The organism is Exiguobacterium sp. A1_3_1, assembly GCF_048985645.1.
In the GTDB taxonomy this organism is placed as follows: Bacteria; Bacillota; Bacilli; order Exiguobacteriales; family Exiguobacteriaceae; genus Exiguobacterium_A; species Exiguobacterium_A indicum.
This window is the reverse complement of sequence record NZ_WBYY01000148.1, coordinates 1-8,305: the sequence shown is the minus strand read 5'-3', so window position 1 is coordinate 8,305 and position 8,305 is coordinate 1. Positions and strand designations below refer to the sequence as shown.

The 8,305-nt window shown below is 50.9% G+C and carries 8 protein-coding genes; all 8 read right to left on the bottom strand.

Going from position 1 to position 8,305, the window contains the following annotated elements:
- Nucleotides 1-207: 207 nt before the first annotated feature.
- On the bottom strand, nt 208-507 hold the full coding sequence (locus F8N00_RS14055; RefSeq protein WP_041255111.1) for a putative quinol monooxygenase: 300 nt from the start codon (nt 505-507) through the stop codon (nt 208-210).
- Nucleotides 507-872, bottom strand: coding sequence for a YciI family protein (locus F8N00_RS14050; RefSeq protein ID WP_023468313.1), 366 nt, complete (start codon nt 870-872; stop codon nt 507-509). The genes F8N00_RS14055 and F8N00_RS14050 overlap by 1 nt, the downstream gene beginning before the upstream one ends.
- Nucleotides 873-965: 93 nt before the next feature.
- Nucleotides 966-1,427, bottom strand: coding sequence for a general stress protein (locus F8N00_RS14045; protein ID WP_075642336.1), 462 nt, complete (start codon nt 1,425-1,427; stop codon nt 966-968).
- Between the two features lie 86 nt (nt 1,428-1,513).
- Nucleotides 1,514-3,187, bottom strand: coding sequence for an FTR1 family protein (locus F8N00_RS14040; protein ID WP_421018417.1), 1,674 nt, complete (start codon nt 3,185-3,187; stop codon nt 1,514-1,516).
- Complete coding sequence (gene efeB, locus F8N00_RS14035) at nt 3,171-4,403, bottom strand: iron uptake transporter deferrochelatase/peroxidase subunit (RefSeq protein WP_421018416.1); 1,233 nt, start codon at nt 4,401-4,403, stop codon at nt 3,171-3,173. Before efeB ends, F8N00_RS14040 begins: the two co-directional genes overlap by 17 nt.
- A gap of 2 nt (nt 4,404-4,405) precedes the next feature.
- A complete protein-coding gene (gene efeO / locus F8N00_RS14030) occupies nt 4,406-5,224 on the bottom strand; it encodes an iron uptake system protein EfeO (protein WP_421018415.1) in 819 nt (272 codons plus the stop codon).
- A gap of 134 nt (nt 5,225-5,358) precedes the next feature.
- Complete coding sequence (locus F8N00_RS14025; protein ID WP_421018414.1) at nt 5,359-7,062, bottom strand: DUF2339 domain-containing protein; 1,704 nt, start codon at nt 7,060-7,062, stop codon at nt 5,359-5,361.
- A gap of 139 nt (nt 7,063-7,201) precedes the next feature.
- Nucleotides 7,202-8,278 (bottom strand): C39 family peptidase, encoded by a 1,077-nt coding sequence (locus F8N00_RS14020; RefSeq protein WP_214745734.1) that lies wholly within the window; start codon nt 8,276-8,278, stop codon nt 7,202-7,204.
- Nucleotides 8,279-8,305 lie beyond the last annotated feature (27 nt).

Sequence of the window (8,305 nt, the reverse complement as noted above, 5' to 3'; positions counted from 1 at the left end):
TCTCGTGGGCTCGGAGATGTGTATAAGAGACAGACTCGATACGGTATCCGGTTCGATCCAAGCGATTTTTCATGACCGCGGAACGATTGAACTCGTCACATCGACAGGTATGCGCCGGATGGTGCGATCGTCGGATGTCATCGATATCCAGTGGACGACAACCTAACAGCATGTAACCCCTTCTCGACTAGAGGAGGGGTTTTTGGTTTACATGAGTCCTTTGCCACCGAGCGGGTGGTCTTCGAGCACGCGTTCAACATGCTCGAGCAATGGACGCGCTTGCGTAATCAAACGCCGCGTCACCGGTAACTCTAAAGACGCGAGGTGTGCAGCGGCATCCGTCCAGATTTCACGGACATGTAGCACATCCGGTTCGTCAGAAATACTGATGATGTAGTGCAGACAACTCGGATGAGTCTCTAAAGAAGCCGCAGCTTCAAGTAACAGGGCGATGACGTGGTCGCGTTGTCCGGTTTGAGTCGTAAATGTCGTCCATAATCCATACATCAAGAGGTACCTGATAATGGACGGACTTCTGCGCGCCAACCGTAAGATTCCCCTTCTGCGACTTGAGTCGTCGGATGAAGGGAAGCCAGTTCCATCGCATGATCCAAATCACGTGCTTCAAAGACAATCAAACTGCCAATCTGCTCTCCATGCGCTCGATCCGGCTCTACTTTCTTCTGTACGACCCCATCTTGCCAGTAAAATGCTTGTGTCGTAAGACCCGGGTGCCAGTCTGATAGGACATCGACTTGTTCATTGAAGGTGTTCATCAACGCATCACAACGCGACATCAAAGCATCGATCTCTTCCTTCGATAAAACATCCATTCGATCTGCATCATAATAACCAACATATAAGAATTGCATTGTCTTTCCTCCTCTCAATTTTCCCATTCCCTTCCATGAGAAGGCTAAACAAAAGCCTCCTGTCTCTACGCTGAGAAACAGGAGGCTTTTGTATCATTCATCTTTTAACTTGACGTTTTGATCGGCTGGTAACGTCGTCGTCGTTTCCTCGTCTTCAAGTTTCGGAACTCCAGCACCATAATCGGTTGTTTCATCCGTCACGTAAGACGCCGCGAACGCTGGATTCAGTAAATCGGACTTCGAACCGACGATGACGATCCGCCCGTGTCGGACTTCATCTTCTAGATCCTCAGCGACATCCTTCGTCATGCCAAGCTCGGACAACTGAGCAATCCGGTCATTTCGGTTACTCCGGACGGCTGATAATAACGTCTCAAAGAACGACTTCTTCGTCACGCGGTATGGTAACGTCTGTGTGTCATTCGCGATCCGTTCCGCGAGTTCTTCGTCTTTGGCAAAGATGTAAATCTGTTTATTCGAATAGCCACTTGATTTGAGGCTCGTCACTTCTGCGTCGACAGCGGTCATGTTTCGTACGATGCGTGTTTCAAGCATAAAAATCCCTCTCTTTCATGCAGCAAGCTGCTGATAAGAAGTTATACCCGGAACATAATAGTTGAAACCTGAAATTGAAAAATGGATCAAGCAGCAGTCTGGATTGAAGACGCACGACGCTTTTGCCAGATCGTAAACAAGGCAATCAGAATCATCAGGACGACTTGTGGGATAAGCGTCTCGAGCGTTGGGTAGAAACCAATCCACCCGGCAGTTCCGAGTCCATTGATTGGATGAATCGGTAAGACGTTCGTCAGCTGCAACGCGTGCAGACTCGTACCAAGAATCTTGAACGCCATTAGATAGATTAACCACGACGCGACTTGGAACAGACGATGGATCGGTAAACGGACACCAATCTGGATGACCACATACGAGACGAGACCGATGATGATGATCGCGAGACCGATTCCGGATAATAAGGCAGTTTTCGTCATCGCTGGTGCCATTCCGATATAAAATAACAACGTCTCGGCGCCTTCTCGGAAGATCGTCAAGAAGCTGACGAAGAACAAGGACGTCGTCGAAAGCGTTGCTAAAAAGTGTTTTCGTTTCGCAACGGCGCTTTTCGAGTGCAACCAATAGCCGACGAACAACATGACAACGACCGCGACGATTCCTGTATAGCCTTCGATTTGTTCCCGACCCGTCGCCGCGAACGAGGCCTGAAAGACCGTCTGGAGGATGAGCGCTAACAGACCGCTTGCGATCAGACCAAGCCCAGCGCCTGCCCAGACCTTCCCTTCTTGTTTTGAACGACTTTTCCGTGCGAAAGCAACGAGCGCACTGACGATCAGTAACGCTTCGAGACCTTCCCGCAGCATGACGAGCATTGCATCAACAAACGTATAATGCGTCTTCGTTTGTAATTGTGCGATAGCATTCTCAAACGACTGGAGTTCTTGTGCCGTCTTTTCCCGCGTTTCCGGCGTCAGGCGGGCAAGTAACAGTGGTACATCTGATTCAAGCTGGGAATAGAGACCTTCATTACGTGTCCGGACCTCGCCTTCCGCACGTGGCCAAGTCTTCAGAAACGATTCGAGTGCTTGTTTCGCTTTCGGTAAATCATTTTCAGCTAGTGCGGTTTGCGCCTCCTCGAGTGGCGTCAGCAGCGACTGCAGTCCCGTTTTCTTCGCCTGGACTTTCTCTCCGTCGAGGAAAGACTGAACGGCCGTATCGAACTGATCAAGTGCGGCTTGCCATTCCTTCGTATCCGCGGATTCACGCGCCGCCGCGATCCGGATCGACGCGAGCGCCATCTCGATGTTGCCATAGTGACCGACACTGTCATTGCGAACAAGACTCTCGTGCGTCGCCCATGCGGTCAACAATCGTTGCTCCGCTGCCGGACGGTCGCTCGCCTTGACCTGCCGCATCTCTTTCGTCAACAAAAGTAATTGTTTTACTTTTGACTTCGCAACTGGGTCTGTCTTCGGTTTCGTTGCTTCTTCCTGCTTCCGGACGGCAGCAGAGAGAGCTGTCAGTTGCTCGCGGACTTCCGGAAACGCTGCCGATCGTTTCGCATCGACCTGTTTGACGGCTTTCGTGATTGCCGTTTGTTGATCAGGTAAGTCTTGAGCAGCTTGTCCTAGTTCATCAATCGCTTGATTCAGTGCCGCGCGATCTTCACTTGCGACGGCAGACAGGGCTTGTCCGATTGCGACATAGAGATCATCCGTCGATTCAGCATGGACGGGCACCGCGTGTTGACCGGCTATAAGGAGTACAAATACAAGGACGAGATTACGCAAATAACGCATCACCGATGTAGCCTCCTTTCGAGATTCCACCGAAGCAAGCGAAGATGGCACTTCCACGGTGCGTGATGTATTCATTCAATCGGTCCTGTGCGGCAAGACGACGCTGAATCTCGATGAATTGTTTCGGTGAACGCTGATACGATAAAAACAGCAGTCCGGCATCAAGGGCACCCGTCTTTTCATCGATGCCGTCTTGATACGAGTAGGAACGGCGTAAGATCGCTGTCTTCCCGTCCCCGTGTGCGACAGCGGTATGCGAGTCAACCGGTAAGGCGACTTCGCCACGAGCTTGTCGTTTCGCTGGTGTGACGGAAGCGAACTCGTCTGTTGAGCCAAGAGGAGCCCCGGAAGCACGTTCGCGTCCGAAGGTCCGTTCTTGCTCTTTTAGAATCGTCCGGTCCCAGACTTCAAGATGCATCTGGATGCGACGGACGACAAGGAACGAGCCGTTCGTCAACCATGGTGTCCCGTCTTGCCACTGACAAAAGAGAGAGTCTTTCCGGACCTGCTTCTTCGAGACGTCAGGATTCCCCGTGCCGTCCTTGAAGCCGAACAGATTACGCGGCGTCCCACCAGAGGCATCTGCTGCTTTACTGCGCTGGAAACCAGCTTGCGACCAACGCATCGCGACCGTCCCACGCCCGACACGGACGAGGTTACGGATCGCATGGAAGACGACTTGGGCATCATCACCACACACTTGGACGACGAGGTCGCCACCGCTCCATTTTTCGTCCAGACGATCGAGATCGAACGTCGGCAACGGTTTAAGGGCATCCGGTCGTTTATGACGGATGCCGAAGCGACCGTCAAACAGACTTGGACCGCACCCGAACGTAAACGTCAAGTGTCCGGCAGATAATCCATCCGCTTCCCCCGTATCTTCCGGTGGAACATAACGGGACTCAGAGTCGCCATATGGTAACCCGGCAGCAAGTCTGGCGCATAATCGCGTCCAACGCTTTAGTAAATCAACGAGTTCGTCGCGTCGGTCCGTCTTGATATCAAACGCTACGACTTGGACGTGATTTTGTGGTGGAGTCAGAATTCCCGCTTGATACGTACCGTAGAACGGCTCTTGATCACTGGCTTCAACAGTCAATGTCCGCGGAAGAAACTTTTCAAGACCACTGGCATACAGGGCAGCACCGAGACTCGTCAAGCCCGCGACCTTAAGAACGTCACGCCGCGTGACACCTTCTTGGATTGGTTTCATGCTTATCCCTCCAGTACGATGCCCATCTTCGAGAGCGGTTCCGCGAGTTCATTGATGGCGACACTCATCTGTTTGACATCTTGTTTCGAGAGACTCGTATAGAGGACATAGCCATCGCCCTTTTTCTTCGCGTCGAGTAACGCGTGGACATCCTTGAAGCGAGCCGCAATCTCTTTTGATAACGCCGCATCTTGTTTTTTCAGCGCCGGGTTCAATAGTTCGTAAATTTTTTCAGCCCCTTCGACGTTTGCCGCGAAGTCATATAAATCAGTATGCGAATAACGGTCTTCTTCCCCTGTCACTTTTGACGTCGAGACCTCGTTCAATAAATCAGTCGCCCCCGTGACGAGTAATTCTGGTGTCACCTCGACCGTCTCGACCTTTGCCCGAAGTAAGTGGACGTCCTTCATCAATTGTTTCGCGTACGCTTCATAACCTTTTGTCGTTCCCTTTTCAAATAACCCTTGCTCGATCCGGTGGTAACCACCCCATTCCGACGCTTTCACGTCGCCTGCTCGCGCATCGATCTTCGGATCAAGGTCACCGAACACTTCCGCGATTGGTTCTGCGCGTTCGTAATACATCCGTGTTGGTGCGTACAATGCTTTCGCTTCTTCAAGCTTGCCAGCCTGTACGGCATAGGTGAATTTTTCCGTCTCGCGGACGAACGTATCGATTTCGTTAATCGCATACGTCCGGTAATCCTCAACGACCTGGTCAAAATTCTCTTTTTTCGGTGCTGGTGTCTCCGCCTGTTTCGCTTCACTGCAACCTGCTAAAACGACGGCGAGCGCCCCTGTCATCAATAATGCTTGTTTCATGTATGGTTCCCCCTGTTACTAATTAAGTCAGTTCCTTAAATAGTATAGACGACAATGATAATCGTTATCAATAAAAATTTTTTGCAATAAAAAAAAGCTTGAACCGGTTTATTTCAACCGATTCAAGCGCTCTATCAGGCTTGTTCTTTGCGTTTTTTGAAGTACGTCCGTGAAATGATGAACGTGACGATCCCGAAGCCAATGAAGACGAACGCTTTTTGGAATAAGCTCAGGAACGACAAATCGAACAGTAAGAGCTTGACGGCACTGATGGTCAGTAGCAACAATCCGGACAATCGCCACGTCGACGACGTCCGCATCCGACCGATCGCGACAAGGATGAGTGCGAGGACAATATAGGCAGCGGACAACGTCGTACTACGCGCCGTCTCTTCAAGACCGCGGTAGAATGGTAACTCCATGATGATCAACGTGTAGGTCGTAAAAACCCCGATTGCGGCTAAAACGAGGACAAGTTGCCATGACCCTTTCCAGAGCGGATCACGATGTGTCTGAACGAGGAGCAAGACGAATGCCGTTGAAGCGACGACCATCGCGAGAACAGTCAAAGCGTAGGACAAACCTATGTTTTGATAGGATTCATAATCAATGACGGCTGAAAAGATAAAGACGACATACAGGCCGACGTTAAACAACCGTTGATGTGGCATGCGCGCCCGCGGAACGAACCAAAATGCGGCAATCAATCCGGCAATCAAGAAGTAGCGTAGTTGATACGTCCAGCTGAGGGCATCTGCCGGAATCAAGAGGACGGCGACGAGTAAGGCAACGTGACCGACGCCGTTTTGAGCGTGATCCTTCAATCGTTCCGCAAGCACGTAGGCAATTCCGGCGAACAGAATCGCTACTAGCATTCCGAACGACCAATCAAGGATCAGTAACGTCAGTAAGACGACAATTCCGGCAAGCCAGCTTGGGACGTTTGGCTGAAACTGGATGCGTCGACCGACGAACGACGTCGCACCGTAACCAAAGAGTGCTGCAAGTAAGACCGACCACTCATCAAGTCGTGGTACCTGTTCATCAAGCCAGTAGAGCTCTAACGAGAGTAGACCGAACGCGAGTGCAATCGTAAAGATCACCCAAGCGAAGACGAACGCTTTTTTTGCCTTCAGTCGGTCAACGGCAAAGAAGATCGCTGCGAACAAGACGACTTCGTACAATAAGAAGAGCGGTAAGTTCGGCTCGTCCGATAATTGTAGATACGGTAATAAGAAACCGGTGATGGATACGAGGACGAGCAAGGCTTGCGACCGCATCCAGAGCATCAAACCGTACGCGATGAAGACGACGACGAGCTCAAGTAAGAAAGCTAAAGACGGTGGATAGAATTGATATAAGGCCATCCCGGCGAACAGTGCCGCCAACGCGACGATCGTACCGGTCGCGACAAGTCCGACCCCGAGCTCACGTCGTTTCTTCTCATACTGGTATTCTCCGAGAGCGATGACGAGTAAACCAATTAAGACCCCACTTCCGATGCGGACAGGTGGACTGATCAGACCGGCAACCGAGGCGTAGGAGAAAAGGAATAAAGCCCCGAGCGCAGCGAATATCGCTCCAATCCGGGGTAACCAGACGGTCGCGATGACCTGTTCCCATTCTTCGCGGGAGCGTTTTTCCTTAAATGTTGGTGGAGGAACAACCGGTTTTCGTTTCGTATAAGCAGGGCGCGGAGCTGGGCGAGCGACTGTACTTACTTCTGGTTCGCTCGGTTCAGGTGCGACAGGCGAAGTGTGCTGTCCTTCAAGGGCAGCTACTCGTTGTCGTAACGCCGCGACCTCCTGCTCGAGACGCGTGATCCGTGGATCTTCCATCTCTTCACTTCCTTTCATGAATACATTGTCATTCTTTTACACACCTAGCAGGTGAACTCCTTCATTTTACAGTAGATTTCGTATCGATATGCCTGAAAATGACAAAAATCCGGTCGCGTCGGAGCGACCGGATGAGGGTTTAACGAACAGATAACGCATATTGTCCCGTTTGATTGAAAACGGATGTGAACTGCGAGCGACTGACACTGTACTTGCCGCGGTATGGGTCCGAGACGTAGAACGAACCACTTGAGACACCTGTCACGAGCATGACGTGATAGTTCCGGTAGCCTGTGAATGTTTTACCGTCCGGTTTGATCCAAGAAAAGTAGCCATATGGATTCTTGAAATCGACCGTTGCCCAGACGATGACTGGGTTACCGCTACGGATTTCACTCTCAATTTTCGAGACGCCTTGTTTCGAGATATCAACGGCACCACTGCGGTATTTTTTCGCAAGTGGTAGGATCCCTTTCGGGTAGATGCCCCAGTTCTTGTAGTAGTCGAGCGTACCGGCTGGATTCCCCGTGAACATTTTTTCTGGATCTGCCCAGTAATACTTTCCGTTCTTATACGTCGCGTTCTTCATACTTTTTGGCATTTGCTTATAGAGTGACGCAGCAGAGACGGCTTTTTTCTTGTATTCGAGTGCCATCTTCAACGAGACGAACTCACAGCCAGATGGATACCCGAGTGAATATTGGTTGTAGTACGGGACGTTTAGCTTCTTCGTCGTCGTCGATGGTTTCGACTTCGAGACGTATTGCGTCGAGATATAGCGGTAGCTTCCCTTATAGAGAATCCGTGTCCAGCTCCCTGACGTGCCGTATGTCGCGACGGCAACCCCTTTATTCAGCTGCCCTACGACCTTATACTTCGTTCCAGCACCCGTCCGGACGTTAAGTGTGCCGACCGTCGTATACTTCGTCCCGGTCGATGTGTACTTCGACGAAGACGATTTGACGAAATCCTTGTGTATGTAGCCGATGCGGGATTTAAAGCTGATTTTGTACCAGCTGCCAGACGTGCCTTTTGAACTGTAGACGTTTCCTTTGTAAATCTTTCCGAGAATCTTACTCGATGTCGACGGTTTTTCGCGAACGCGCAAAACATCCGTCGTCACGGTTAATTTCGTTGCTGCTTCAGCAATGAGCGAAGGACTGAGTACGCCAACGAAGATGACTGCAATCAGCAGTACGGAGAAAAAACGTTTCATGATAGACCCCCTATGGTGTAATTCTGT

Excerpts from the sequence above, each read along its gene's own strand:
- F8N00_RS14055 (WP_041255111.1), bottom strand. The coding sequence starts at position 507 with ATGTATGGATTATGGACGACATTTACGACTCAAACCGGACAACGCGAC.
- F8N00_RS14050 (WP_023468313.1), bottom strand. The coding sequence starts at position 872 with ATGCAATTCTTATATGTTGGTTATTATGATGCAGATCGAATGGATGTT.
- F8N00_RS14045 (WP_075642336.1), bottom strand. The coding sequence starts at position 1,427 with ATGCTTGAAACACGCATCGTACGAAACATGACCGCTGTCGACGCAGAA.
- F8N00_RS14040 (WP_421018417.1), bottom strand. The coding sequence starts at position 3,187 with ATGCGTTATTTGCGTAATCTCGTCCTTGTATTTGTACTCCTTATAGCC.
- efeB (WP_421018416.1), bottom strand. The coding sequence starts at position 4,403 with ATGAAACCAATCCAAGAAGGTGTCACGCGGCGTGACGTTCTTAAGGTC.
- efeO (WP_421018415.1), bottom strand. The coding sequence starts at position 5,224 with ATGAAACAAGCATTATTGATGACAGGGGCGCTCGCCGTCGTTTTAGCA.
- F8N00_RS14025 (WP_421018414.1), bottom strand. The coding sequence starts at position 7,062 with ATGGAAGATCCACGGATCACGCGTCTCGAGCAGGAGGTCGCGGCGTTA.
- F8N00_RS14020 (WP_214745734.1), bottom strand. The coding sequence starts at position 8,278 with ATGAAACGTTTTTTCTCCGTACTGCTGATTGCAGTCATCTTCGTTGGC.